Source organism: Planctomycetota bacterium, from assembly GCA_039819165.1.
Classification (GTDB): domain Bacteria; phylum Planctomycetota; class Phycisphaerae; order Phycisphaerales; family UBA1924; genus JAHCJI01.
The window spans coordinates 2,075,151-2,100,189 of the sequence record JBCBSM010000001.1; the positions used below are offsets into that span (position 1 = coordinate 2,075,151).

The 25,039-nt window shown below is 71.3% G+C and carries 19 protein-coding genes; 9 read left to right on the plus strand and 10 right to left on the minus strand.

From position 1 onward, the window contains the following. Window positions 1–302: 302 nt before the first annotated feature. Window positions 303–875, minus strand: coding sequence for a hypothetical protein (locus AAFX79_09105; GenBank protein ID MEO1008713.1), 573 nt, complete (start codon window positions 873–875; stop codon window positions 303–305). An 84-nt stretch (window positions 876–959) separates the two neighbouring features. Here AAFX79_09105 and AAFX79_09110 point away from each other — a divergent pair, with 84 nt between their 5' ends. From AAFX79_09110 to AAFX79_09125, 4 genes are read left to right on the plus strand one after another with little or no spacing between them, the layout of a single operon-like run. Then, window positions 960–2,462 (plus strand): ATP phosphoribosyltransferase regulatory subunit, encoded by a 1,503-nt coding sequence (locus AAFX79_09110; GenBank protein MEO1008714.1) that lies wholly within the window; start codon window positions 960–962, stop codon window positions 2,460–2,462. After that, on the plus strand, window positions 2,459–3,694 hold the full coding sequence (locus AAFX79_09115) for a glycosyltransferase family 4 protein (protein ID MEO1008715.1): 1,236 nt from the start codon (window positions 2,459–2,461) through the stop codon (window positions 3,692–3,694). Before AAFX79_09110 ends, AAFX79_09115 begins: the two co-directional genes overlap by 4 nt. Before the next feature lie 19 nt (window positions 3,695–3,713). Then, window positions 3,714–4,532, plus strand: coding sequence for a hypothetical protein (locus AAFX79_09120; GenBank protein MEO1008716.1), 819 nt, complete (start codon window positions 3,714–3,716; stop codon window positions 4,530–4,532). A 29-nt stretch (window positions 4,533–4,561) separates the two neighbouring features. Then, on the plus strand, window positions 4,562–5,272 hold the full coding sequence (locus tag AAFX79_09125) for an MBL fold metallo-hydrolase (protein ID MEO1008717.1): 711 nt from the start codon (window positions 4,562–4,564) through the stop codon (window positions 5,270–5,272). Window positions 5,273–5,391: 119 nt separating this feature from the next. On the opposite strand, the gene AAFX79_09130 is transcribed toward AAFX79_09125, so the two are convergent. Next, entirely contained in the window at window positions 5,392–6,831 is a 1,440-nt protein-coding gene (locus tag AAFX79_09130) for a PQQ-dependent sugar dehydrogenase (GenBank protein ID MEO1008718.1), read from the minus strand. 172 nt (window positions 6,832–7,003) lie between these two features. Next, a complete protein-coding gene (locus AAFX79_09135; protein MEO1008719.1) occupies window positions 7,004–9,163 on the minus strand; it encodes a TIGR03790 family protein in 2,160 nt (719 codons plus the stop codon). A gap of 215 nt (window positions 9,164–9,378) precedes the next feature. On the opposite strand from AAFX79_09135, the gene AAFX79_09140 reads away from it, so the two are divergent. Beyond that, a complete protein-coding gene (locus AAFX79_09140; protein MEO1008720.1) occupies window positions 9,379–9,867 on the plus strand; it encodes a histidine phosphatase family protein in 489 nt (162 codons plus the stop codon). Window positions 9,868–9,903: 36 nt separating this feature from the next. Here AAFX79_09140 and metG read toward each other — a convergent pair whose 3' ends face one another. From metG to AAFX79_09155, 3 genes are all read right to left on the minus strand, one after another. Beyond that, entirely contained in the window at window positions 9,904–11,496 is a 1,593-nt protein-coding gene (metG, locus tag AAFX79_09145; GenBank protein ID MEO1008721.1) for a methionine--tRNA ligase, read from the minus strand. A gap of 91 nt (window positions 11,497–11,587) precedes the next feature. Next, complete coding sequence (locus AAFX79_09150; GenBank protein ID MEO1008722.1) at window positions 11,588–12,544, minus strand: hypothetical protein; 957 nt, start codon at window positions 12,542–12,544, stop codon at window positions 11,588–11,590. 121 nt (window positions 12,545–12,665) lie between these two features. Next, entirely contained in the window at window positions 12,666–14,465 is a 1,800-nt protein-coding gene (locus AAFX79_09155; GenBank protein ID MEO1008723.1) for a hypothetical protein, read from the minus strand. 157 nt (window positions 14,466–14,622) lie between these two features. Here AAFX79_09155 and pyrE point away from each other — a divergent pair, with 157 nt between their 5' ends. Then, window positions 14,623–15,216 carry an orotate phosphoribosyltransferase gene (gene pyrE / locus AAFX79_09160; GenBank protein MEO1008724.1) on the plus strand — a complete coding sequence of 198 codons (594 nt, stop codon included), beginning with the start codon at window positions 14,623–14,625 and terminating at the stop codon, window positions 15,214–15,216. On the opposite strand, the gene AAFX79_09165 is transcribed toward pyrE, so the two are convergent. Both AAFX79_09165 and AAFX79_09170 read right to left on the minus strand, forming a co-directional pair. Further along, complete coding sequence (locus AAFX79_09165; GenBank protein MEO1008725.1) at window positions 15,206–16,036, minus strand: hypothetical protein; 831 nt, start codon at window positions 16,034–16,036, stop codon at window positions 15,206–15,208. The two genes, pyrE and AAFX79_09165, sit on opposite strands and share 11 nt — an antisense overlap. Next, window positions 16,036–17,016: a hypothetical protein gene (locus AAFX79_09170; protein ID MEO1008726.1), complete on the minus strand. Its 981-nt coding sequence runs from the start codon at window positions 17,014–17,016 to the stop codon at window positions 16,036–16,038. The genes AAFX79_09165 and AAFX79_09170 overlap by 1 nt, the downstream gene beginning before the upstream one ends. 63 nt (window positions 17,017–17,079) lie before the next feature. Here AAFX79_09170 and AAFX79_09175 point away from each other — a divergent pair, with 63 nt between their 5' ends. After that, window positions 17,080–18,201, plus strand: coding sequence for a hypothetical protein (locus tag AAFX79_09175; GenBank protein MEO1008727.1), 1,122 nt, complete (start codon window positions 17,080–17,082; stop codon window positions 18,199–18,201). Here the strand turns inward: AAFX79_09175 and AAFX79_09180 are convergent. Beyond that, a complete protein-coding gene (locus AAFX79_09180) occupies window positions 18,185–19,684 on the minus strand; it encodes a hypothetical protein (protein ID MEO1008728.1) in 1,500 nt (499 codons plus the stop codon). The two genes, AAFX79_09175 and AAFX79_09180, sit on opposite strands and share 17 nt — an antisense overlap. Before the next feature lie 269 nt (window positions 19,685–19,953). Between AAFX79_09180 and AAFX79_09185 the strand changes: the two genes are divergently transcribed. Both AAFX79_09185 and AAFX79_09190 read left to right on the plus strand, forming a co-directional pair. Then, complete coding sequence (locus AAFX79_09185; protein ID MEO1008729.1) at window positions 19,954–21,096, plus strand: UbiA prenyltransferase family protein; 1,143 nt, start codon at window positions 19,954–19,956, stop codon at window positions 21,094–21,096. Between the two features lie 94 nt (window positions 21,097–21,190). Continuing rightward, complete coding sequence (locus AAFX79_09190) at window positions 21,191–23,914, plus strand: zinc-dependent metalloprotease (GenBank protein ID MEO1008730.1); 2,724 nt, start codon at window positions 21,191–21,193, stop codon at window positions 23,912–23,914. A gap of 92 nt (window positions 23,915–24,006) precedes the next feature. Here the strand turns inward: AAFX79_09190 and AAFX79_09195 are convergent, their stop codons facing one another. Then, window positions 24,007–24,885, minus strand: coding sequence for a GC-type dockerin domain-anchored protein (locus AAFX79_09195; GenBank protein MEO1008731.1), 879 nt, complete (start codon window positions 24,883–24,885; stop codon window positions 24,007–24,009). Window positions 24,886–25,039 lie beyond the last annotated feature (154 nt).

Sequence of the window (25,039 nt, forward strand, 5' to 3'; positions counted from 1 at the left end):
GAATCCGCCCTCGGCTTGCGTCCAAGGCCCCGGCATGCCGAACGTGCGACGAGCATCCGGGCGGCCGAACGCGCGTCCGGACCCACAACGCGCCCCGCGTGCGGGGGAACGTGCAACTTTCCGGCCGGTGCCCCGTAGAAAGCAGCGTGCGGCGAAGCCGCGCCGCACCACAATTCCACCTCCCCAGAGGGCCGTCTCGCTTCGGCGGGCGGCCCTCATTCTCGCTCGTCGGAACCCGCTGCGCACGAAGAAGGCCGCCCCGAGAGGCGGCCCGCACGGACTCGATGATCGGCCTTGATGCGTCAGTTGCCCATCGCGTCGTCGATGTCGTTGTAGCTGAAGTTGTCGAAGGTGAAGTGCACCGCCGCGAGGCTGCCGGCACGCGGATCGCTCACCATCGTCATGTCGCGGTTGAAGGACGTCTGCCCGCTGGCGGCCAGGCCCAGGATGCCCCAGCCCGCGTTGCCGCCGACTGACCAACCGCCCTCCTGGAAGTCGGCCAGCGCCTCCTCGGTGGGGAAGAACAGGACGAAGTCCTCGTAGCCGCCCCAGGCGCCGATGCCCAGGTTGATCCGCGCGTGGCGGCTGTAGCCGATGACCTCGCCCGAGTTGTCGTACACCAGGCCGTCCCCGCCGCCCCCGCCCAGGAAGTAGGCCAGGATGTTGAAGTCGCCCGGGAACACCGCCCAGGCATGGCTGCTCTCGACCAGACCGTCGAACTCCGGCTCGGTGTTGGAGAGATGGGTGATGGTCGCCTGGCACTCGGCCTTGGTGATCTCGAGCGCCTCGGGCGTCAGCCCCGTGGCGGCGCAGCCGCCCAGCATGCACCCCAGACCAACCACGCCGACACCCGCTGCGGAACGCTTGAAGGACATATCGCTTCTCCTGCTACCTTGAATACGCTCCGGGTCCGGTCCGCCTAGACGATCTGGCGGCGCCGCCCGGAGGGACCCTCCACGATGAGCAGGCCGCAAGCCGCCCCCATCGCAGCGCCCAAGGGTACGCGCGATCTCTATCCCGACGAGCACCTCCGCCAGGCCTACATCTGCAAGCTCTGGCGGGACACCGCCGTCCGCCACGGCTTCGAGGAGATCAACGGCCCCACCTTCGAGATGCTCGAGCTCTACAAGAAGAAGTCCGGCGAGGGCATCGTCAGCGAACTCTTCAGCTTCCGACGCCAGGGCGGCGACGACGACTACGCCCTCCGCCCCGAGTTCACCCCCACCCTCGCCCGCATGTACGCCGCCAAAGCCGCCAGCCTGCCGAGCCCAACCAAGTGGTTCAGCATCGGGCCGTACTTTCGGGCGGAGAAGCCGCAGCGGGGGCGGCTGCGGGAGTTCTTGCAGTGGAACGTGGACATATTGGGCGGCGACACGCCGGAAGAACAAACCCGGCACGACGTTGAGTCGATCGGCGTCGTGGATTCGCTGCTGCGCGGCGGCGGCGTCCCCGTCGACGATGTCGCGACGCAGTTGAACCACCGGGGCGTCTTTCAGCAGATTCTCTCGAAGCTCGGCATTCCTCCGGGTTCGATGGAGTCCGCGTTTGCTCTGGCGGACAGAGCGGCGAAGATCAACTCCGAGACGTTCATCGGCAACTGGATGGACCTGGGCGCAGAACGCGAGCCAGGAGAGCGGCTGCGCCGCGTACTACTCGACCCCCACGGCGTCGCCGACGCACGCGATCGCGCCCAGGGCCTGTGGCTCCAGTTCCGATCGATCGCAGACCGCCTGGGCATTGGCGAGCTGTCGGCGGATGCTGCGGCAACCGAACGCACGCTTCGAGCACTCTTCGAGCAACTCGCACGTGCGGACGTTGGCCACGTACAACTCGTACCCTCCATCGTCCGCGGCCTCGCCTACTACACCGGCACCGTCTTCGAGGTCATCGCCGAGGGCGAGCGGGCCATCGCCGGCGGCGGCCGCTACGACAACCTCATCGAACTCTTCGGCGGGCCGCCCACGCCCGCCGTCGGCTTCGGCATGGGCGACGTCGTGCTGGGCCTGCTGCTCGACGACAAGGGGCTGATGCCCCAGGGCAAGGACCTGCTCGATGCCCTCAGCCAGCCCGCCGCCAGCCTGCGGCCCGACGCCTTCGTGATCGCCGGAAGCGAGGACGAGGACGCCCTCGTCGAGCCGCTGCTGGCCAACCTGCGGCGCGGCATCGAGCACGACGGCTTCTCCATCCAAGGTGGCGGCAAGCCCTGGGCAGCCGATCGCTACGCCGTGCGCCCCGTGCACGCCCGCCGCACGTACAAGACCACCCGCAACCTCAAGAAGCTGCTCAGCGACGCCGAGAAGCAGCACGCCCGCTACGCCATCGTGCTGCACGGCGAGGACAAGGTGCAGGTCAAGAACCTCGACACCCGCGAGGAGCTGGCCCACGACGAGCGCGGCGACTTCAGCGTCCGCCCCGAGAGCGACGCCTACGTCGGCGCCGCGCTCGCGCACGCACTGCCGTGACACGCATCCTCCACATCTCCACCCGGCTCATCCTCGGCGGCAGCCAGGAGAACACCGTGCTCTCCTGCGAGGGTCAGGCCGATGCGGGCCGCGACGTGCACCTCGCCTACGGCCCCATCCACGGACCCGAGGGCTCCATGCTCGACCGCGTGCGCGGCTTCCAGGCCATGGACGGCGGCGGCATCGCCACGCACGAGGTGCCATCGCTCGTTCGCCCCGTACACCCCGCCAGGGACATCGCGGCGTACAAGCAGCTCAAGCGGCTGATCGACGACATCGAGCCCGACGTCGTGCACACGCACTCGTCCAAGGCGGGCATCCTCGGCCGGCTCGCGGCCTGGCGTGCGCGATGCAAGCCCGCGGTCGTGCACACCATCCATGGTCCGCCGTTCATGCCCGTCGAGGGCTCGCCCGTCCGACGGCTCCGCCTCCGGCTGAACAACGCGATCTACACGCTCGCCGAGCGCGTGGCCGCAACGCGGTGCGATGCCATCGTGTCCGTCGCCGACGCGATGACCCGCCAGTTCCTCGACCGCGGCATCGGCACGCCCGCGCTCTACACGACCGTCCGCAGCGGCGTCGACCTTGCGCCCTACACCGAGCCCACGCCGACCCGCGACGAGGTTCGCGCAGGGCTCGGCCTCGAGCCACACGACTTCGTCGTCGGCACGGTCGCCCGCCTCGCGCAGCACAAGGGCCACGACGACCTGCTCGATGCGCTCGCCGACGACCTCGCCGCCAACCCCCACTGGAAGCTGCTCTGGGTCGGCGACGGCTACTGGCGGGAGCGGCTGGAGGCCCGGATCGCCGAACACGCGTTATCGAATCAGGTCGTGCTCACCGGCCTCGTGCCGCCGGCGGACGTTCCCGGGCTCATCCGCGCCATGGACGTGCTGGCCCACCCCAGCTATCGCGAGGGGCTGCCCCGCACGGTCACCCAGGCGCTGCTGTCGGGCGTCTGTCCGGTCGCCTACGACTGCGACGGCACGCCCGAGATCTGCCGGCACGACCGCACGGGCCTGCTCATCCCCACCGGCGACGTCGCGGCCCTACGCGGGGCCGTCAAGCGGCTGGCCGACCACCCCGACGAACGGCTGCGGATGGCGGCGACGGGCAGGGAGTCGGCCGCCCGCGAGTTCAGCGCCCGCGCCATGGTGGCCGGGCTGGAGCACGTGTACGCCGAAGCGCTGGAACGCCGCGCGCGCCGGACCGGACCGCGGCGGGGCCGATAGCCTCCCGGCGGAACCCGCCATGACCCACCGCGTCCGATCACCACGCCGCGCCGCCCGCGTCGCACTCGCCGCCACCGCCGCGCTGACGGCGCTCGCCGCGGGCTGCAGCAGCGGCGGCGGCGGGCTCGATCCCGTCGTCATGGCGCCGCCCATCGTGCCGCCGGCGCCGCCGCCCGCACCCGACCCCGATCCGCTGCCCGAGGATCCCATCGGCACGCCCACCGGCGGCAGCGGCCCGAGCGGCACGGGCGGCGGCGGCATCCGCGCCTATACGGGCACCATGGACGGCGTCGAGCTACTCGCGCGGTCCGCCCTCGCCTACGGCCGGCTGAGCGAGTACGCCGACAGCGGCGTCCTCTTCGTCGATCAGCCCGCCGGACGCACCGAGTATCGCTTCGTCACCACGGCCTCGGGCGACGAGACCTTCGCCTTCGACCTAGTCAGCAGCGACTCGACGCGGCTACCGAGCCTCCGCGTCACCCGCGCCGCCCGCCGCTACGAGGTCGTCCGCGGCAGCTCCTACGGCCAGGCGCGGACCATCGAGGACGCCCTGCGGCCGCTGGACGCCGAGGCCACCGAGTTCGCCACCGTCGTGCCCAAGATGCTGATCGGCATCGACTGGGCCGGGCCCGCCGACGACTACACCGACGCGCGGATCATCGGCACCGCCACCGTGAGCGGGCAGCCGGTCATCGGCGTCGATCTGCGGCTGGCCGGCCTGGGCGAGGCCACCGTCTGGATCGACGAGGCCACGCTGCTCATCCGCCAGATCAGCCACCAGTCGGTCCGCAGCGAGACCCGCGCGACGGTCAACTTCCAGCAGGTCCGCGCCCGATAGCCGGAGCCCGCGCGGCGTACGCTCGCCCCGTGGACGCCCGCCTCATCAGCCTCGGCACGCTGCCGGCCAACCCGCTGTGGAGCGAATCCGCGCCCGTCCGCACGGGCCACGCCACCACCACGCTCATCCGCGCGGGCGGCAAGGCCATCCTTGTCGATCCCAGCCTGCCCGAGCCCGCCCTGGCCGCACGGCTGCACGAGAGGACGGGGCTGCGGCCCCGCGACGTTACCGATGTCTTCCTGACCACCTACAAGCCCGACATGACGCGGGGCCTGCGGCTCTTCGACGCCGCCACGTGGTGGATCCACGACGACGAACGCGAGAGCGCCGGCGTGCTGCTGGCCACCACCCTCCGCCGCGCCGCCGAGGACCACGACTCGCTCTCCAACGGAACCGCGGAGGACGAGCCCTCGCCCATCGACGACCTCCGCGAGCGGGTCGCGATGCTCCAGCGGTGCAAGGCCGCGCCCCAGTCGCTGGCCGAGCGCGTCGACCTCTTCCCGCTGCCCGGCGTGACGCCGGGGCTCTGCGGCCTGCTGCTGGCCGACGCGCGGCACACGACGCTGCTGTGCTCCGATGCCGTGCCCGACGCCGACCACATCGCCCAGGGCCGGGTGCTCGACGGCGCAGCGGACGTCGACCAGGCACGCGAGTCCTTCGCTGAGGCCCTGGAGATCGCCGACGTGCTCATCTGCGGCCGCGACGGGCTGGTGATCAACCCGACCAAGCGGCCGTTCTAGAGCAGATCCGATCCTCGTGTAGCGCGTGCGTTCGTGTCGGCCCGCCGGATTCACTCCGGCGAGGCCGACGAGAGCAAGCGTCGCGGCCGTCCGGCCGCGACGGAGCGCTCAAACATGCCCTACGCGGGGCAGCCCGCGCCGAACAGGTTCTGGAACTCCAGGAAGTCGAAGACGGTCAGCTCGCCGTCGCCGTTGATGTCGGCGGCGAGGTCGCCCGCGTCGAACAGGTTCTGGAACTCCAGGAAGTCGAAGATCGTCAGCTCGCCATCACCGTCGATGTCGGCCAGGCACTGGCAGTCGTCGGGGATGCCGTCGCCGTTGACGTCCGCCTCGGCGCCCGCGGCGATCTCGCACGCGTCGTCGGTCAGGTCGCCGTCGCAATCGGTGATGGCCTCGGTGGGCATGATCTTGACGATCTCGCCGCCCAGGCTCACGACGTACAGCTCGCCGAAGGCGTCCCGGCCGAAGCTCACGATGCTGCCGATGCCACCGAACTGGCTGGTGCGGTTGACGAACTCCGTGGCCTCGCCGTCGACCACCCGGATCGACCAGACGCGGTTGGTGCACAGATCGGCGTAGAAGTAGGTGCCGTCGAGCCCATCGATCTGGCAGCCGCGGTAGACCATGCCGCCCGTGATCGAGCAGCCGCCCGCCGAGCTGTGGTCGTACACGATCACCGGCTCGACGAAGGCCGACGGATCGCAGCTCGTCGGGCACGGCACCGCGGTCGAGAAGCAGATGTCGCCCTCGCGGCACTTCCAGCCGTAGTTCTCGCCGCCCGCGCTGTCCGCCGGCTGGTAGTTGACCTCCTCGCGCGCGCCCTGGCCGACGTCGGCGATGTACAGGTCGCCGGTCTCGGGATCGACGTCGCACCGCCAGGCGTTCCGCAGGCCGTAGGCCCAGATCTCGTCGAGCCCCGGCCTGCCCACGAAGGGGTTGTCGTCCGGAATGCCGTAGGCCAGCCCCGGCTCGGGCAGGCCCAGCACGTCGATGCGGACCATCTTGCCCAGCAGCGTGTCCAGCCGCTGGCCCCGGCCGCCCGGATCGCCGCCGCTGCCGCCATCGCCCCACGAGATGTAGAGCATGTCGTCGCCGCCGAAGCCGATCCAGCCGCCGTTGTGGTTCGTGAACGGCTGGTCCTCCGTCAGCAGGATCTCGGCCGACGCCGGGTCGGCCACGTCCGGATTGGTGTCCGACACGCGGTACCGCGCAATCACGCTGTCGCCCGAGTTGTTGGTGTAGTGCACGTAGAACTCGCCATCGGCGCCGTACTCGGGGCTGAACGCCAGTCCGAGCAGCCCACGCTCGCCGAAGCTCGAGATCAGCGGGTCGATGTCCAGGAACGGCGTGGGCAGCACGTCGCCGTCCCGCACGACGCGAATGACGCCTCGCTTCTCGACGACGAACATGCGGTCGAAGTCGCCCTCGAGGGCGGTCAGGAACACGGGCTCGTCCAGCCCGCTCAGGAAGGGCGTCGTGGTGACGTCGACCTGGCCGGTAGCGGTCGCGGCGGCCAGGCCGCACGCGGCGGCGGCCAGGAGGGTCTTCGTGGCGGTCATGTGCATCCTCTCTCGGAGTGTCATCGTGGATCACGACGCGGGCCGGAGCATCGCCCGCACCAATGCCTAGCCCATCGGGGGCCGCGGGCGTTGCGGAAAGCCCGCTCAACGGCGGGATCTACCACCTTCTAACTTGCAAACACGCTCCCCAGGCGCAGCCCGCACGGACCGCTCAGCAGCCCGCATCGAAGGCGTTCTGGAACGCCAGGAAGTCGAAGATCGTCAGCGAGCCATCCCCATCGAAGTCGGCCGCAAGGTCGCCCGAGTCGAACAGGTTCTGGAACGCCAGGAAGTCGAAGATCGTCAGCGAGCCGTCGCCGTCGATATCGGGCGGGCATGCCACGATCGGCAGCTCGAAGCGGACCACGCCGCGATCGGTGCCCGCCGGCGTCGTGACCTCGAACTCCAGGTCGCCGATGGCCGCCGGCTCGTCGTCGATCCGCACCAGCGCGAAGGCCTTGCCGTCGTGCCACAGAACCTCGGCCCCCGTGGCGGGCCCGGCCGTGATCGAATACGTCACGTCCGCCGGATCGGCATCGTGGCCGACCGGCAGATCGACCAACAATGTCTGTCCGGGCTCGACGCGGCGCGTGTGATCGAAGGCGATCGGCGGGCTCGCGGCGGGCAGGGTCGACCGGAACTCGATGTCCAGGCCCTTGATCTCGTTCGTCCGAACAATGGTGCCGTCGGGATACGACGCCTCGCCCCAGAACGACACGGGCCCGGGGCCCACGTTCACACCGAAGAGATCCACCTCGCCCGACTCGCCCTGCACCGCGCCGAGAACCCTGCCGCCGCGGACGACCCGGATCTCGGTCGCCCCCGGCGCCTCGAGAAACACGTTCACCTCCTCATCGAGGGCCTCTCGGCCGCCGACCTCGATCGTCGCCACGCGGCCCGTGTTCACGACGTCCGCGAACAGCGTCGTGCTGCCGCGGGTCTCCAGGTCGGTGTCGTCGTATCCGATCACGCGGATCTCGTTGAGCCCGTCGGGCAGCTGCGTGGTGTCCAGCGAGACCGTCTCGCCCGCGGCAACCTCGGCCACCGTCACGCCGTTGGCGAGGATGACGAAGCGGGCCAGCTCGGCACCGGGCTTGGACGTAAAGCCCCGCGGCTCGAACTCGACTACGCCGCTCACCTGCGGTGCGATCGGCGGCCTCGTGATGCTGGGCACGTACGCGAACGGCCGCGCCAGCGGGTCGCCGATGAACTGCACCTGGAAGGGCATGAAGCCGATGCTGCGGAGGTAGGCCTCGCCCAGCGTCGCGCCCTGGTCGTAGAAGTAGTGCAGCCGTGCGTGGGGGAACTTGCCCGTGTAGTTGCACGGCTCCTCGACGGTGCCCGAACTGCCGACCGCGCCCTTGGCAATCCAGCGGGACATCTTGGTCTGCGCCTCGGTGCCGAAGTGGCCCGCGAAGCTCGTCAGGTGATCGGCAAATGCCCCGTTGCGGCGGATGGAGAACGTGCCGCCGTCGATGTCGGGCGTCGCCCAGCCGGTCATGATCCCCGCCGCCGGCCCCGTCGGCAGCACGCCATCCTCCTGCGTCGCCGGCGTGCCCTTGGCGTTGAGGTCGGCGATCACCGCCGCGAACTGCGGCTGCCGCACATTGCGCGCCGAGTCCGTCGTGTTCATGAATCGGTACGGCCGTATCGACCCGCCGGGCGACTCGCCGTCGGCCGCGACCGACTCGTCGATCATGTCCAGCACGTCCTGGATCGTGTTGCCCCGCTCGCCCGTCCAGCCCAGCACCGCGCCAATGAACGACTGCCGCGCCAGCGGCGACGTGCTCGGGTTGCCCGCGATGTACAGCACCTCGCTATCGAACCCGCGGGGCTCGCCCACGGGGCGGTAGAACGGCTGCGACCGCGTCACGCTCAGCCCGCCGGCGAGCACCTCGTCGGCGTAGAAGGCCATCGTGTACCCGCTCGAGATGCCGAAGTTGTTCACCGGGCTGCAGGCGTCGGCCACGGTGGTCGCCGCGCCCATGCGATACCGGGAAGGCGGAGCCACGATGACGTAGTCGGCGCGATCGCCGATGCCCCGGCCCTCGATGGTGCCGAAGAGCGCCACCAGGTTCTCGTCGCGAAAGCGGGCGAAATCCACCGCGTCGGGCGTCATGTACAGCACCGCCGTCTCGGGCAGGCCCCGCGCCGCGATGTACGCGTTCGCCGCCCACTGCGCCTCGATGGACGACGGATCGACGATCAGGATGGCGTGCTCGGCCACGCCCGGGCCGGCGGTCGCTACGCCGGCGGCGAGGCTGTTCGCCAGGACACCCGCCGCCGCGGCGAGTCCCCATGGGCTTCGTGTCGAGAGCGTCTTCATGGGCATGCTGCCTCCCCGGCCGCGGCATCGCGGGTCCACCCGCGCCGGGCCGCCTGTCTGTATGGTCCGCCATTCCGGCCGGTTCTGCAAGGGAATCCGCGGGCGAGGCCCGCCCATTCCGCCCCGGCCGCTCGCGGGCCGCCCAGAAATTCCCCCGCCGGGGCTGCTGCGAACTTGCATCGAAGGCCGATTTTCGGGAAGCTACGGAGAGGCCAAACCCCATGCGGATCTACATCTGCCGACACGCACAGGCCGTCCCGACGGCCGTCTCCGGCCGGGACCTCGACCGCCCGCTGACCCGCCACGGCCAGCTCCAGGCCCGATATCTCGCCAGCGTGCTGGGCGACGCCCGGGGTCCAGAACGGCCCCGCGGCGTGCTGGCCAGCCCCGCCGCCCGCACCCAGGAGACCGCCCAGAGCATCGCCGACGAGCTGGGCTTCCAGGTGGCCACCCACCAGGAACTCGCCCCAGACCAGCCGCCGGGTGTCCTGCTCGACCTGATCGACGCCGCCGACGACCTGCCCGTCGTGCTCGTGGGCCACAACCCCACCGTGTCGGCCCTGGTCTCGCTGCTGGCGTCGGGCATCGGCCCCCGCCGCGTCGCGCTGGATACCGGGCAGATGGCCGTCCTCCGCTTCGACGGGGAGCTGGCCCCGGGCGAGGGCGAGCTGGTCGCCCACTTCCGCTACGACGCCGTCCACAGCCACTAGCCACGAGCAGCAAGGGCGCTCCCACGAACGCCGGCGCTACGCGCCGGGTGCGGGCTCGTCGGCCTCCGCCCGCTGGAACAGCACCTCGCCCTTCTGCACGGCCGCCCCCGGAGCGATCGCGTGCGCGCCCCGCCAGGCCACGTGCGAGTCGAGGCCGCCGTCCGTCGGCACGCCCGCGCCGAGCGTCCGCAAGGCATCCGCCGCCCGACCCGGCAGGAACGGCAGAAGCAGCACCGCCGCGATCCGCAGCGCCTCGGCGCAGTTGTACAGGATGAGCGCCAGCTCTCCATGCTTCGGATCGTCCTCGCCCTCGATCTGCTTGGCCAGGCGGAACGGCTCGGTCTGGAAGATGTACTGATCGACGGCCGACACGATCGCCATTGCCTGGTGGCCCGCGCCGTGCAGATCGATGACGGCCATCCGCTCGTGCGCCGCCTGCACGTGCCCCGCGATCAGCTCGGGCCAGTTCACGCCGCCATGCACCGTTGCATCGCCGGCTTCCGGATACACGCCACCGAAATACTTCTGCACCATGTTGACCACGCGGTTCACGCTGTTGCCGAAGCGGTTGGCCAGTTCGGCGTTGTAGACCTCGACGAAGTTGGCGTGCGCGAAGTCCGCATCGGTCGCGCCCAGCGGACCCTGCGTCGCCAGGTACCACCGCACCGCATCGATCGAGTACCGCTCGCCGTACGCACGCAGCTGGTCGATCTCGATGAAATTCCCCAGGCTCTTGGACATCTTGCGGCCCTCGGCCACGAAGTAGGCGTGCGCGTACACGCAGCCGGGCAGCGGGCGATCGAGCGCCATCAGCATCGCGGGCCACACCACCGCGTGGAACCACAGGATGTCCTTGGCCAGCATGTGCACGTCGGCGGGCCAGTAGCCGCGGCACTCGTCGGTATCGACGACGGTCAGGTAGTTGCACAGCGCTTCGATCCACACGTACACGCGGTGCGCCGGGTCGTTGGGCATCAGGATGCCCCAGTCGGCCTCGCCCCCGCGGACCGCGCGGCTCACCGGCACGTCCTGCAGGCCCTGCTGCAGCCGCCCCAGCACCTCGTTGAGCCGCGCCTGCGGCCGCACGAAGCTCGGGTGCGCCTCCAGATGCGCCGCCAGCCGGTCCTCGTAGGCCGATAGGCGGAAGAAGTAGTTCTGCTCGGTCCGCTTCTCGAGGGGCTTGCCCGTCACCGGGCTGGCGTAGGCGTGCTGCTTGGCGACCGACTCGGTGACGTACTCCTCCTGGCTCGTGTCGTACCAGCCCTCGTAGTCGCCCAGGTAGATGTCACCCGAATCCACGAGGTGCTGGATGTAGGCCGACGCGCGGTTCTTGTGCCGCTCCTCGCTGGTCCGCACGAAATCGTCGTTCGAGATCGCCAGCAACTCGAACGCCTCGCGGAACGCCTGCGCGTTGCGGTCGGCCCACTCCTGCACGCCCACGCCCGCCTCGCGAGCCCGCTCGATGACCTTCTCGGCGTGCTCGTCGGTGCCGGTCAGGAACAGCACGTCCCGCCCCGCCAGCCGGTGGAAGCGCGCCAGCACGTCGGCCACCAGCGTGGTATAGCAATGGCCGATGTGCGGATGATCGTTGACGTAGTAGATCGGCGTGGTGACGTAGAACGTGCCCATGCCGCTAGTCTACCGGAATGCGCGAAGCCGCGGGCGAAATGCGCGAGCCCACGGGCGGAATGCGAGAACCAAGGCCGCGGGTCGCCCGCGTTCAGTTGTCTTCCTGCGGCACGCCGATGTCGGCCAGCTCGGGCATCGGGTCGGGCGGCAGCAGCTCCCGCAGCTCGGCCATGACCGCGAACATGGCCCGGAAGCCCATCTGGTCCAGCAGCGCGACCATCGCCTGGATCCGGGCCTCGTCGCCCTCGGCCGACGTAGCGGCCTCGATCGCCTCGCGATGGGCCTCGGCGTCGATGCCCGCGTTCGCCATCGCCGCTTCGATGTACTCGGGCGACCGCGCGAGCACCGAGCGGAACATCCGCATCGCGTCGTCGGTCAGGTTGACCATCGTCGAGCGGCCGGCAAGCAGCACCGCCTGCTGCTGGTCGCCGCCGGTCTCCTCCAGCGCGGCGTCGATCGCCGCCTGGTTGCGCTTCGAGATGAAGTCCCGCACGATCAGCCGGTTGGCCTCGGCCTGCTCGCTGGTGATGGCGCCGGCGTTGGACAGGTGCGTCGTCAGGTTGGTGGAGGACGTCAGCGCCTTCATCACCTCGGAGGCGAACTCCCACCGCTCCTTGTCGTTGATGTCCAGGTCCTCGAAGAGGCCCTGGGCGACCTCCAGGCACAGGTCGGGGTTCTGGGTCACCATCAGCTCGACCTCGTCGTGCCACGCCCGGAACGACCGCTCGATGGCGCTCCGCTGCTCGGGGTCGATCTTGGGGTTGCGAGTCAGCGCCGCCAGGTCGGGCCAGCGGGCCGGCGCGATGATCGCGCCGGCCTCGGTCGTCTGGTAGATCGGCTCGTACTCGAAGTCGGCCTGCGGCTGGCCTCGATCAATCCCCTGCCCCCGGCGGTCGGGCGGCGGCTGACGCGGGGGCGGCGGCTCGGGCAGCTGCGTCTCGGGCTTGGCCTCCGGCTCGCCCGGCGGCGGCGAGAACTGACCCATGGCCGGCGCCACGCCGACCGCGACCGCCGCACCCACGACCAGCAAGGACCACTCTCCGCGCATCGCATTCCCTCCGATCGTCGCGGCCGGCGGACGCATCACGCCCGCGGGCCACCCATTCCGTGCCGCCCTGCGCGACCTGGTGCCATTGTTGCGCCCGCCCGCGCGAGCATCGAAGCTCCGCTCAGCCGCCGTTGCCCGCCCGGACCCGCGAATCCTGGGACTCGCCCTGGCCCTGCTCCACGGTCCTCCGGGGCCAGCGGCCCTCGAAGAACCCCGGCTCGGGCACCGCCCGGCCCGTGCGGGCCGCGATCAGCTGCTGGTGGGCCGACGCCGGAAGCTCCACCGCCACAGCCCAGAACGAGTCGTGCGTCAGCGGCTCGTCGCCGGCGAGCACCGGCTCGAGCTTGGCGGCGATCTCGGGCTCCACCGTCAGCGACGCCAGCGCATCGCGGAAGTCCGGCTCGCCCACCCTGAGCTGCCGCGCGTAGGACTCCTTGGCGTGGCCGATGAGCACCTGCAGACGCCAGGGCCGCTTGATGCTCGCGGGCATGGAAAGCCCCTGATCGAGCAGCTCGCCCGTGCGCACCTTCTTGATCAGCTCGATGCGCGCATCGAAGATGTGCGCCGCGTCGTATTCGTTGGCGATCCGCGTCAGCTCCAGCAGCGTCTCCCACTCGATGGCCTCGCGAACGGCCGGGTCGCTGTGGAACGTCGACGGCGCGGGCAGCTCATCGTTCAGCCACGCGCCGTACCGCGTGGCGGGCCCGAGCCACTCGGGCGCCAGCACCGCCCGGTGCGTCGGCCAGGTCTCGACGCGGCCGACCTGTGCGGTCTCCAGCAGCAGCTCGTACAGCCGCAGAGTCTGCTCGTCGAGGGTCCGCTGCCGTTGGGCGACCACCTCCGCGAGCCGCTCGGCCTCGGGCTTGGAGATCATGTCGTGCTCGCGCATCAACTCGAAGGCCGCCACGTGCGCGCTCTCATCGAGCCGGACGGCGAGGCCCTCGGCGTCCCGCTCCACCAGCGAGACCACGCCATCCTCGGGATTGACCCGCAGCTGCTCGAGCTCGGCGTGTGGGTCGGGCATCGGGAAGCCGCCGTCCTGCGGCACCAGCCCCGTGCTGTAGATGATGTAGCCGTCGGGGCTGGGGTACTCCACCTCCATCCCCGTCACCTCGGCCACGAACACCTCCAGGCCGTCGTCGGTCATGGACCACATCGTGGACCAGTAGCCCTGCTCGGCGATGGCGCCGGCCAGCCCGGGACGCAGCTCGGCCAGCTTGGCCTCGCCGCCCAGGGCAACCTTCAGCAGCCGCGCCGCGTCGGCGACGGAGTCCCGATTGCGGAAGGCCTGCTGGATCGTCGATGACCGCAGCTCGATCGGGCTGTATTCCGCGCCCTCCTCGTCCATCTCGCGCCGCATCTCGGTCCGGCGCTCGTTGATGCGGGCCTGGTTGTAGTCGCGGACCATCTTGGCTAGGTCCGTACTCGCGGCCCGAGCGATGTCGCGCCGCACCGCCGGCTCGCTCACGAACGTGCCCCGCTGCTGCAACGGACCCAGCGACGCCCAGAAGGCCCGCGCGTATTCGTCGGCGGCGAAGTCGTCCCCCGAAGCGCGCTCCCGCATCTCGCCCAGCACCTTGTCGGCGTGGGCGATGGCGATCTTGGTCAGCAGCGCGTCACGCTCGGCGATGAGGCCGTCCACCAGCTCGCGATCGGCGGCGTTCAGCCGCACCAGCCGGGCGGCGTGGTAGCCCGGATCGCCCTCGACCCACTGCACCGAGCCATCGGCCGCGAACGAGAGGATGCTCGGCAGCTCGCGCGGCGGCTGGGCCGTGGGCGCCTGCACCTGAGGCTGGGGTCCCACCGAGTTCTGTGCATGCGCCCCAGACGCCGCGATTCCCGCCAGCGCCGCCGAGGCGATGCAGACGCGGCCCATCCGCCGCAGCGTGTTTGCCCATTGCTCGGTATCGGTCTCGCGCATGATCATCTCCCGTCGTCGCGATGCGGTGCGTATCGCCGCGGCATACGCCGCCGCCCGATCGTGGGATCGGACGTCCACCCATGCATCTTTCGCACTCCGGAGCCGCCGCGGCGGGCGTGCCGCATCTCCGCGATCGACCCTCCCCTATCCTGACCGCATGGAGTCGGCTCCGCCCCCCGTCCGTCACCCGCCGGCCGCTCGCCCAGCCGATTCATCGGACCTGGCCCGCCGCATCGCCGACGCCTGCCTGCTCCGGGGCACGTTCACGCTCCGCTCGGGCCGCACGAGCACCTACTACCTGGACAAGTACCGCTTTAGCAGCCGGCCCGAGCTTCTCGGACCCGTAGCCGACCACCTGGCCGACCGCGCCGCCGCGCTGCTGGCCGCGCACGCCGACGCGCCCCATCGCCTTGCGGGCGCGGAGCTGGGCGGCATCCCCCTGGTGACCGCCGCCGCGCTGCGGCTGGGCCTGCCGATGGTCTTCGTCCGCAACGCCAAGAAGGACTACGGCACCGCCAAGCAGCTGGAGGGCGCCCTCGAGGCCGGCGACGCGGTCGTGCTGCTCGAGGACGTCGCCACCACCGGCGGGCAGTCGGTCGAGGCCGCCACCGTCCTGCGCGATGCGGGCGCCACCGTCGCCGGCGTGATCGCCACCATCGATCGCCAGGAGGGCGCCCGCGAGAACATCGAGGCCGCCGGCCTGCGCTTCGAAGCGCTCTTCACCGCCCGCGACCTCGGCGTCACCGAGTAGCCCCCAGCCGCGCGATCGCCTCGCGGAGCCACCAGCGACGAGCCCGGTCGAGCTGCGCCAGTTCGATGGTGTCGGCGTGCACCAATCCCAGCACGCCCGTTTCATCCCGCAGGATCGCCCCCAGCACGAAGTCGTGCAGCCTCGGGCCGTCGGCGTGGTCCCACAGCGCATCGATCCGGCTTGCGAAGCCGCGGGCCCGCCGCAGTTGCTCGCGCAGCAGCGCTGCCGCCGGCGGCGCTCGGTGCGCCGCCGGCGGCAGCGCTGCGTGCGATCGCGTCGGCCCCACCAGCGACCACACTCCCTCCGGATCGATCGACGCAGCCCACGGGCGGCCCCGGCGTTCCAGCAGCGCCGCGAGCGCGGCCGTCCCGCCCGGCTCGGCCAGGATCTCGCCCTCCAGCGCGGCGATCCGCCGCTGCGCCCGCGCCCGTGCCACCCCGCGGATGCCAACCGGGTCGGCCGGATCGAGCGCAGCCAGCAACTCGCGCAGCGATCGCATCGCGTCCTCCGAACTCGCCGCGAGCAGGGCCCGCGCGTCGGCGTGCCGCAGCTCGACCAGCGCGGCGTCCAGCGTCCGTGCCGCGGCGAAGCGGTCGGCCCCCGCGGCGTGCGTCCCCTCGAGCATCGCGACAACCGCCCCGATCCACGCCGCGGCGTCTCCACGGCGGCGCGCAGCCTCTGCTGCCTGGGCCAGCGCGTCGGCCTGCGCGGCCGCCGTTGGCGGTGCGCCGTAGGCGTACCGGAACGCGGACTCATCGAACGACGCGCGCACGCCGCCGCCCGCGGGCAGCACCGCGAGCACACACGCCAGCCATCGCATCAGGGCAGCACCGATCGCATCGCCCGCAGACGCTCCCGCAGCTCGGCGTCGGCGGCGCCCAGCTCCGCCGCGTCGGCGAGCAGCAGCCGCAGGATGCCGGTTTCGTCGTCGCGGATCCGCTCGCGGATGCGGCGCTCGACGTCGGGCCTCGGCGGCTCGTTCCAGAGGTCGGCGAGCGCCTCGGCCAGCGCAACGGCCTCGACGGGCAGCCGGCTCAGCTCGCGATCGGTGGGCGGCCGCGCATCGGGCGTCCGCCGCCGCGACACGCGCCGCGCCACCGCCCGTGCGTCGGGTCCCGTCGCCCGCTCGAGGAAGGCGCTCGACCGCGCCCGGACCTCGTGCAGCATCGCGCCGCGTCGACCAACGGGATCCGTTGCGTCCAGCCCGTCGAGCGCCCGGATGAGCCCCGCGGCCGACGACGGATCCAACGCCAGCCGCAGCGGCGCCGCGGCGGGTTGCTCGACGGCGGCGGTCGCCGCACGCAGCATCTCGTCGGCCGCCGCCGCCGCGTGCGACGAACCCGACGACGCCAGCTCGCCCGCGCGCTCCACGAGCAGCCCGATCGCGTCGGCCGCGCCCGCGACGTCGGCCCGCGCCAGCCGGAGGGCGGCCTCGGCGCGGCACAACGCCGCCCACTCGCGGTTGGCCTCGATCGCCATCCGCTGCTCCACGCTCGTCGCCTGGTCGAGCGGAGACGCCGAACTCACCGGTACGCCCGGTGCTCGCTCGCCCGCCGCCGACCACGCCTCGGCGATGCGATCCCGCAGCTCGGGCCAGGGCTCCCGCGGATGTCCCGGCGGGCTGGTGGCATAATCCAGCTCGGCGAGCCCGGCCAGCAGCGAAGGCGGCACGCGCGCCGCCGATGGCTCCGCCGCCGGCGACGGCACCCCCGCCCGAGCCGACGCCGGCGCCTCGTCGCACCCCGCGGCCAACGCCACCAGGAGCACACCCACGCCGCAGCCACGACCGATCGCCCGCATGCCGAAGGCTATCGGCCGCTGGAGGCCCGCCACTCGCACGGCCGATGCCATGGGCCGCCCCGCATGACGCCCGATCCGCCACACGCCGACGCTCGCCGCCCGCGCCTCCGCGCCACGCTGCGCTGGCTCGCCCGCGGGCTGCTGCTCGCGACGCTCGGCGGGTGGGCCCTCGCCGTGGTCGCTACCGATCGCACGGCCGCCTCGCAGTGGCTGTTCTGGACGCCCCGCGAGGCCTGGCTCGTCCTCGCCGTCGCCCTGGCCGTCCCCGCGACGCTGTTCACGCCCCGCCCGCAGAGGCTGCGGCGCTGGCTGCCCGCCATCGCCGCCGGCGTCCTGGTGCTGCACACGGCCTTCCTGCACTGGCGGCTTGCGAACGTCGTGCTCCGCCCGAGCGGCCCGACCGCGCTGCGGCTGGCCCACTGGAACGCCACCGAAGCTACCGACGCCTCGCTCCAGGCCTTCCTGCGGGAGCAGGACCCCTTCGCCATCGGTGCCGCAACACCCGGCGTCGTCGTGCTCGCCAATCCGCCGCTGCGGCTGCCATGGGAGGACATCGTGCGGGCGCTCGCCCCTCGCGAGCTGACCGGGGCCGACCTGACCCGGCACCTCGCGCGGGCCGGCCGCGTCGTGTTCATCAGCGGCGCGCCCATCTCGCGGTCGGGCTCGTCCACGCTGGGCCTCGCCGGCCGCACCCGCACCGAGATGCTCGACCGCGGACGCGCCGCCTTCGCCGAGCTGGACACCGAGGCCGGCCCCATCGTGCTGTGGGCCATCGACTGGCCGAGCGATCCGAGCATCGTCCGCATCGACATGGTGCGGCCGTCCCGCGAGTCCATCGACACCTCGGTGCACAGGCGTTTCGGCCCCACGGCCGCCGGCCCGATGCGCGCCACGCGGACCACCGGCTTCCCGCCCGCCGACGTCGTGCTGGGCGACTTCAACACCGCCCGCGGGTCCGCGGCCGTCGACGCGTTGCTGCCCGGCATGGCATCGGCCCACGCCCAGGCCGGCATCGGGCCCGGCTACGCCTGGCCCCGGGACCACGTCTTCCCTGGCATCCCGCTGCTCGCGCTCGATCAGGCCTTCGTCCGCCGCGACGCCTGGCGAGCCACCCGATACCGCGTGCACGACACGGGCTCGGGCGTGCACCGCGCGCAGCTGCTCGCGATCACCCCCGCGCGGTGAGCGCGGCCGCGGGCTCGCCCAGAGCGGCACTCGGGGCCTGGGGCGCGGGCAGCCGCGGATCGTTCGGCCGCGTGGGCTCGCCCCGCCGCCACGGATCGATCTCCTTCGTCCACAGCACGAAGCCCGTCAGCGCCGCGAGCACCACCGCCAGCCCGAAGGGCGGCAGCAGCTGGGCGTTGGGTGTCCCGGTCGCGGGGGGCCTGCGGCCGCCAACGATGACGGCCGTCGCCAGCCCGAGGAACAGCAGCGCGAACGGCTCGTGGTACCGCTGCCAGACCTCGAAGCTCGCCGACTGCGCGATGCCGAAGCCCGCGAGCCCCGCCGCCAGCACCCACCGCTGCCGCCGCGGTGCGAACGCCAGCAGGAACACGAGCAGCCCGGCGCCGAACGAAGCCGCCAGCACCAGCAGCGGGCTCAGATGCTCGGGCGCCGGGCTGAGCGCGTTGGCCAGCCCGCCCAGCTGCCAGACCAGGCCCGCGCGGCCCTGCTTGGGCGCCAGCGTTGTTGGCACCAGCACCGCCACGACCAGCGACACCCCCGCCGCCGACAGCATCCACCAGCGGACGGCCCGCAGGCGTTCGGCCGCCCGCGCGCGCCACCCCTCCTCGCCCACGCCGACGATCGCCGGCGTGAACCAGATGCCCAGCATCCCGAGCATCGCCAGCTGCAGCGGCACGTTCGACGGGTTCGCGCCGCGGTACTGGCCCTGGAATTCGAAGGGCACGAGCCCATCCCAGACCGTGTACAGGTACCCGAGGCTCGCGACCGCCGGCAGCGTGGCCAGCGCCATCGGACCCAGCGACGCCGCCCGAGAGCCGAGCGACGCCCGCGGCGTGCCGGCGGCCTCCGATCCCGGGGTGACCCCCCCCGGCCCATCTCGCGGCGCCGCCAGCCACGCGGCCGCCCACAGCGGCAGGGCAAGCCACAGCAGGTTCTGCCTCGTCCAGACCGCCAGCAGCAGCCCGCCCCCCGCGACGACCGCCGTCCGCCAGGACCACGACGCCCGCACCGCCAACGCGAGCAGCGCGAACACCCAGAACCAGCCGGCGTTGTCGGCCAGCAGCCAGGCCCCGGAGTTCGCCACGTACACCGACGCGCACAGCGGCGCCGCGAGCGCCACGGCCCGCACCGGTCCGGCCCACCGCGCAAGCACGAGCACGAAGCCCGCCAGGATCGCGGCGCTCAGCCCGAGCCCGACCAGCCGCAGCGCGCCCGGCCCCGCCCCGGTGAACCTCTGGGCCGCCGCCAGCGTCCAGTGGAAGCCGGGCGTCATGGCGACGAAGTGCCGCGGCTTGGCCGCGGGGGCATCCTCCGGCGGGTCGACCAGGTGGGCCACCGGCCAGGTCCGCGCGAGTTGCTCGATGGTGTGCTCGTGGAACAGGACGTGGTCGAAGGTCGCCCGCCCGCCGGCGTGCCGAACGTCCAGCACCGCGATCGGGCTCAGCAGCAGCGCGTACGCCAGCGGCAGCAGCAGCAACGCCACCCCCGCCCCGCGGAGCCACCTCCCTCGCTGTCCAGGCCCTCGGCGTGCCATACACCCCCAACGCAGCAGATCGGCCAAGGCCAGCGGGGGCTGGAGCCGGCACGCTTATCGGATGCACTCTGTGCAGTCGGCGGGGACCCGCCCGGGTGGTGGACTCCGCCGCCGATGCCACCGATTCTTACGCGGGGGTGCCGCACCGGACCGCCCCCGCAGCGAGATCCTCCGCCCCCAGGCACCTTCGGCCGGCCGAGCCCCATGACCAGTGCCCAATGACCAGCGCCCCAGCCCAGCCCGACGCCCTTGAGCACGCCCCGCGCCGGGGCGCGTCGCTCGTGCCGGCCCTCATCCGCCTGGCGCGGCCCAAGCAGTGGACCAAATCGGCCTTCGTGGCCATCGGCCCCGTGTACGGCGGGCTGGGGCTCGAGGCGGCACCCGTCGTCGCCCTGGGCATGCTCGCCTTCGCGCTGGTCTCCAGCGGCTGCTACGTCATCAACGATCTCCGCGACGCCGAGGCCGACCGCCTGCACCCCCGCAAGCGCCGCCGCCCCATCGCCTCGGGCCGCGTCGGCCCCCGGACCGCGATGGCCTACGCCGCCGCGCTGTGGCTGGCCGCCGCCGCCTGCCTGGGGGCCCTGCCGCCGTTGGGCGTCGGCCTCGATCGCCTCGGAATCCTCGCAAGCTGCCTGCTGCTCTACGCCGCCAACGTCACGGCCTACAGCCTGGGCCTCAAGCGGGTCGTCGTGCTCGACGTGCTGAGCCTGGCGATGGGCTTCGTGCTGCGGGTCCTCGGCGGATGCGTCATCGCCGGCATCACCCCCAGCACCTGGCTGCTCAACTGCACCCTCTTCCTGGCAATGTTCCTGGCCTTCGGCAAGCGGCTGGGCGAACGCCGCACCCTCGGCGTCGACGCCAGCGGCGCCCGCGCCGTCCAGAGCGTCTACACCGACGATCTCCTGCGCATGGCGGTCGTCGTTACCGCGGTCGCCACGCTTCTTACATACGCCGGTTATGTGCAAGATCAAGAAACCAGATTCATCTGGCATCTGGGCGACCTCGATGGCGCGGCCGGCGCGGGGATTAACGTGCTGTGGATCACCATCCTGCCCGCCACTTTTGCCGTGCTGCGCTGTATCGTGTTGCTTGAGCGGGGTCTCTTCGATGACCCCACCGAGCTCGCGACCAAGGACAGGGGGTTCCAGATCGCAGCCGCCATCTTCGTTGCGCTCACCGGATGGCTGCTGGCCCAGGCCGGGCCCGCGGAGGATCCGGGTGCCGCCGTGCCGGCCGACGCCGGACGCCCGGCCACCGAGCAAGATGGACCTCAGGCGGCCCGATCTTCGACCGATATCCTCGGATGTGAGCCGGGCAAGGATGCCATAGGCCGGCTTGGGCGTGGTGGCGCGTCCACATAGCCGGTGACGCGTGGGGCGCCCGGCGGGCGCTTCTGGATGTGGATCGCGGGCGGGGCGAGAGATCCCGGTCCGCGCAATAGGGAGTATGACGATCATGAAGACCAGGTGCCGCACAACCGCCGCCGTCGTCGCCTCGCTCGCGTTCTGCGCCGGGCAGGCCCTCGGCCAGGGCAACAAGGACGACCTGCCGCCCTTCGAGAAGGTCAGCGAGGGGTACAAGAAGGTGGTCTCCACCACCGACGGCAAGAGCCTGTACAACGTGTGGAAGCGCGACAAGGACGGCCAGCTGCTGGCCGAGCTGCCCCGCGGCTACGAGAACCAGAAGCACTTCTTCGCCATGACCATGGCCAGCGGCGACATCTTCGCCGGCCTGCAATCCGGCGACCGCTACGTCTACTGGAAGAAGTACGACGACCGCCTCGCGCTCATCGCCCCGGACCTGAGCGTCCGCGCCAAGGGCGACAAGCAGCTGCAGAAGGGCGTCGACCGCATCTTCACCGATCGCGTGCTGCTCGACGTGCCCATCGTGTCCAAGGGCCCCAGCGGCCAGCCGGTCATCGACCTGGACGCCCTGCTCGTCGGCAACGCGAGCACGTTCTTCGGGCCGGGCGCCAACAGGCTCAATGCGCGCCTGGCGACGATCACCAAGGCCAAGGCCTTCCCCGAGAACATCGAGATCGCCATCGAGGTGCCCCGCGCCAACGGACGCATGGCCACCTACCACTACTCGATCAGCAAGATCCAGGGCACGCCGGGCTTCAAGCCCCGCGAGGCCGACAACCGCGTCGGCTTCTTCACCACCGCCTACCGCGACTTCACCGAGATGGACGGCTCGCAGCTCTGGACGCGATACATCAACCGCTGGCACCTCGAGAAGGCCGACAAGGGCCTCAAGAAGAGCCCGCCCAAGGAACCGATCGTCTACTACGTCGATCACCAGGTTCCCGTGAAGTACCGCCGCTACGTCAAGCAGGGCGTGGACTACTGGAACCGGGCCTTCGAGGAGGTCGGCATCGTCGGCGCCATCGAGGTCCGCTATCAGGACGCCACCTCGGGTGCCCACATGGACAAGGACCCCGAGGACGTCCGCTACAACTTCATCCGCTGGCTGACCAACGGCATCGGTACGGCCATCGGCCCCAGCCGCGTCAACCCCGAGACCGGCGAGATCCTCGACGCCGACGTGGTGCTCACCGATGGCTGGATCCGCGCCTACTGGTTCCAGTACAACAACCTCCTGCCCGACGTCGCGATGGAGGGCTTCGGCCCCGAGACGCTCGCGTGGCTCGACCAGAACCCGCAGTGGGACCCGCGGATCCAGCTCGCACCGCCCGCGCAGCGCGACTTCCTGATCGCCCAGCGCGAGGCCCGCGGCCCGCAGCCCTTTGGCGGGCACGCCGCCGCCATGGCCGACCCGACGATGCTCGGCGATGAGGCCTTCGACGGCCTCGCCGGCCGCCTCACCCAGATGAACGGCGCCTGCAACATGGCCGAGCTCAAGGCCATGAACATGGACTTCGCGCGGCTCGGCGCCGAGGTTCTGGGCATCTTCGAGAATGAGGAGATGGGCGAGGCCGACATGCTCGACGGCGTGCCCGAGTGGTTCATCGGACCCGCCCTGGCGCACCTCACCGCGCACGAGGTCGGCCACACCATCGGCCTGCGACACAACTTCAAGGCGTCGGCCATCTACAGCATGGCCGAGATCAACTCCGAGGACGTCAAGGACAAGGAGCCCTTCGCCTCGTCCGTGATGGACTACAACCCCATCAACATCAACATGGACTCCGGAGAGATCCAGGGCAACTACGAGGTCATCGACATCGGTCCCTACGACGTGTGGGCCGTCGAGTACGGCTACACCAGCGGCAGCACGGACGAGGTGCTCGCCCGCGCGGGTGATCCCAAGCTCGCCTACCTCACCGATGAGGACACCTGGGGCCCCGATCCCCTCGCACGCCGCTACGACCTCTCGTCCGACCCGCTCGACTACGCAGAGAACCAGATGCGGCTGGTCGCCGAGCTCCGCTCGAAGATCCTCGAGAAGTACGTCGAGGACGGCGACAGCTGGGCCCGGGCCCGCCGCGGCTACAGCATCACCCTGGGCCAGCACGTCCAGGCCGTCAGCATGATGGCCAACTGGGTCGGCGGCACGCACCAGAGCCGCAACAAGAAGGGCGACCCGGGCGAGCCGCTCACCCCGGTGCCCGCCGAGCAGCAACGTGCCGCCCTCGACTTCGTTGTCGAGAACACCTTCCACGACGACGCCTTCGGCCTCGACCCCGAGCTGCTCAGCAAGATGACCATCGACAAGAACTGGGAGACCGGCGACATCTTCGCCGAGCCGGCCTACCCCGTGGCCGACCAGATCCGCGGCATCCAGGCATCGGCCATGACCATGATCCTCAATCCGACCACGCTCGGCCGGGTCTACAACAACGAGCTGCACGTGCCCGCCGACGAGGACTACATCACCCTCGCCGAGGTCATGACCACCATCAAGGACGCCGCGTGGTCCGAGCTCGACGAGAAGTCCAGCGGCAGCTACACCGAGCGTGAGCCCATGATCAGCACGCTCCGCCGCGGCCTGCAGCGGCAGCACGTCGATCGCCTCATCGACCTCGCCACCGGCGGCTACCCCGGCGCCGCCGGCGACGCCCTGACCAACCTGGCGGTGCTGCAGCTCCGCGAGCTGCGGCAGGACATCAACAATGCCAGCAAGGCCGGCGGCATCGACATGTACACCAAGGCCCACCTGCAGGACGCGCACACCCGCATCGAGCGCGCCCTCGAGGCCCAGTACGTCCAGCGCCGATAAACGCCGGCGTCAAACCCCGATGCAACAAGGGCCCCGCGGCAACGCGGGGCCCTCTTCTGTTGTGGCAGAACTGTCCTGCGACGTTCCGGGGGCTACTCGCAGCCCGCGTCGAACTCGTTCTGGAACTCCAGGAAGTCGAAGATGGTCAGCTGGCCATCGCCATCGAAGTCCGCGGCCAGATCGCCGGCATCGAAGGCGTTCTGGAAGGCCAGGAAATCGAAGATGGTCAGCTCGCCGTCGAAATCGAAGTCCGCCCGGCAGTCGTTGCCGGCGGCGAACAGCAGCGACTGCACCAGCATCAGATCGCCGTCGGTCGCCGGATCCCACCAGCCCGACGCCGCATCCGCCGACGGCGGATAGAACGCGAGGTCCACCCGCTTCTCGTTGGCGCCGATCGCCACGAGCACGCGGCCGTCGTCCCATTCGGCGATCGCCCGCGCGCCGGGCCGTAGATCGGTCACCACCGGGCGGAAGCTGGACGTGCCGCCGTCGAAGGTCGCCACGCCGTCCATGATCGGGTGGGGTTCCAGGATGGTGCCCAGGCCCGCTTGGCCCGTCTGGTTGCCGCTGCCCGGCACGATGACCTCGTACTCGGCGCTGCCCTGCCAACGACCCGCGATCTGGCGAGTTGTCGTCGTCGTGCTGTTGGCGAACACCGCCACCACCACGCCGCCGCCGCCATCCACGTAGTCGGCCAGCACGTTGCCGACCGCCACGTTGTCATCGGGCGTCGTGTTGGTCCACACGATGATCGAGTCGAAGGCCTCCAGCTCGGCCAGCGTCGGCGTGCTCGTCTCGAGCGCGATGTTGGCCACGCTGTCGAACGCCCCGCTGCCCACGAGGATCGCCTCGACGTCGTCGGCCTGGAAGCTGCCCGCCGCCGCGACGATCGCGACGTCCTGGGCCGCCGCCCCGCTTGCCGCTGCGACCAAGGCCGCCGCAGAAATACCGATAACCGTGCCGCGTTGCATGATCCAATTCCCCCTTGCCGCAAGAGCGGCCTGTCGAGTGGCGGAGCGTCCGTCGCTCCGCGTGATCCTCGCCGAACAGCCTACTGCAGTCCACGCCCCGGTGCAACGCGACCGTCGGCGAATCACCGGGGATGCCGCCCGGATTCGCCCACCA

Bases quoted from the DNA above. Each gene is read 5' to 3' on its own strand.
- AAFX79_09105 (MEO1008713.1), bottom strand. From the start codon at position 875: ATGTCCTTCAAGCGTTCCGCAGCGGGTGTCGGCGTGGTTGGTCTGGGG.
- AAFX79_09110 (MEO1008714.1), top strand. From the start codon at position 960: ATGAGCAGGCCGCAAGCCGCCCCCATCGCAGCGCCCAAGGGTACGCGC.
- AAFX79_09120 (MEO1008716.1), top strand. From the start codon at position 3,714: ATGACCCACCGCGTCCGATCACCACGCCGCGCCGCCCGCGTCGCACTC.
- AAFX79_09130 (MEO1008718.1), bottom strand. From the start codon at position 6,831: ATGACCGCCACGAAGACCCTCCTGGCCGCCGCCGCGTGCGGCCTGGCC.
- AAFX79_09135 (MEO1008719.1), bottom strand. From the start codon at position 9,163: ATGCCCATGAAGACGCTCTCGACACGAAGCCCATGGGGACTCGCCGCG.
- AAFX79_09140 (MEO1008720.1), top strand. From the start codon at position 9,379: ATGCGGATCTACATCTGCCGACACGCACAGGCCGTCCCGACGGCCGTC.
- metG (MEO1008721.1), bottom strand. From the start codon at position 11,496: ATGGGCACGTTCTACGTCACCACGCCGATCTACTACGTCAACGATCAT.
- AAFX79_09150 (MEO1008722.1), bottom strand. From the start codon at position 12,544: ATGCGCGGAGAGTGGTCCTTGCTGGTCGTGGGTGCGGCGGTCGCGGTC.
- AAFX79_09155 (MEO1008723.1), bottom strand. From the start codon at position 14,465: ATGCGCGAGACCGATACCGAGCAATGGGCAAACACGCTGCGGCGGATG.
- pyrE (MEO1008724.1), top strand. From the start codon at position 14,623: ATGGAGTCGGCTCCGCCCCCCGTCCGTCACCCGCCGGCCGCTCGCCCA.
- AAFX79_09165 (MEO1008725.1), bottom strand. From the start codon at position 16,036: ATGCGATGGCTGGCGTGTGTGCTCGCGGTGCTGCCCGCGGGCGGCGGC.
- AAFX79_09170 (MEO1008726.1), bottom strand. From the start codon at position 17,016: ATGCGGGCGATCGGTCGTGGCTGCGGCGTGGGTGTGCTCCTGGTGGCG.
- AAFX79_09175 (MEO1008727.1), top strand. From the start codon at position 17,080: ATGACGCCCGATCCGCCACACGCCGACGCTCGCCGCCCGCGCCTCCGC.
- AAFX79_09185 (MEO1008729.1), top strand. From the start codon at position 19,954: ATGACCAGCGCCCCAGCCCAGCCCGACGCCCTTGAGCACGCCCCGCGC.
- AAFX79_09190 (MEO1008730.1), top strand. From the start codon at position 21,191: ATGAAGACCAGGTGCCGCACAACCGCCGCCGTCGTCGCCTCGCTCGCG.
- AAFX79_09195 (MEO1008731.1), bottom strand. From the start codon at position 24,885: ATGCAACGCGGCACGGTTATCGGTATTTCTGCGGCGGCCTTGGTCGCA.